Below are 253 nucleotides of genomic sequence, written 5' to 3' on the forward strand. Positions count from 1 at the left end.
CGTCTTGTCATTTACGGTTTTTGTGGTAGACATTCTCGGTGTCAGCATTAAGGCTTCCGATCTTATCGTCAAGATGCCTGGCATGACATTCTTCCATGGCGCTGACACTGATATTCAAAACCATTTTGATATCTCTGGTGGCACCTTTTTGGGAGATTATGGTTCGCTGCGCTCACTGGCGCAAACCGGCAGCAGCCAGGTTATTGCAACAGACTACTTTTCTCTGGTTAATGGCCTGATCGCTACCAATAAC

Annotated in this window: 1 protein-coding gene; it reads left to right on the forward strand. The window is 46.6% G+C overall.

The window, feature by feature from the left end:
• A partial coding sequence (locus ACY2RR_RS24560; protein ID WP_490110830.1) for a hypothetical protein occupies positions 1-253 on the forward strand: 253 nt, incomplete at both ends.

It is taken from the genome of Parendozoicomonas sp. 2304DJ65-17, assembly GCF_058148445.1.